This window comes from Enterobacter sp. UNJFSC 003 (genome assembly GCF_036903355.1).
Classification (GTDB): Bacteria; Pseudomonadota; Gammaproteobacteria; order Enterobacterales; family Enterobacteriaceae; genus Enterobacter.
The window spans coordinates 1-235 of the sequence record NZ_JBAKHK010000359.1 but is presented as its reverse complement, the minus strand read 5'-3'; the positions used below and the strand labels follow the sequence as shown (position 1 = coordinate 235).

Annotated in this window: 1 protein-coding gene; it reads right to left on the bottom strand. The window is 66.4% G+C overall.

The features are described 5' to 3' along the window. On the bottom strand, positions 1–235 hold a 235-nt coding region (locus V5P19_RS24540; RefSeq protein WP_334408116.1), incomplete at both ends, for an ABC transporter permease subunit.

Below are 235 nucleotides of genomic sequence, written 5' to 3'. Positions count from 1 at the left end.
GGTGATGTAGCGGAAGCGCTGCCAGGCGCTGGCGCCATCGAGCATCGCCGCCTCGTAGAGCGAGGGCGAGATGGTCTGCAGGCCCGCCAGCAGCGAGATCGCGACGAAGGGAATGCCGCGCCAGATGTTGGCGGCGATCAGCGAGAAGCGCGCCGGCCAGGGCGAGCCGAGGAAGTCGACATTGCTGGTGCGCCAGTGCAGCACGTCCACCAGGAGATAGGAGATGATCGAGAAC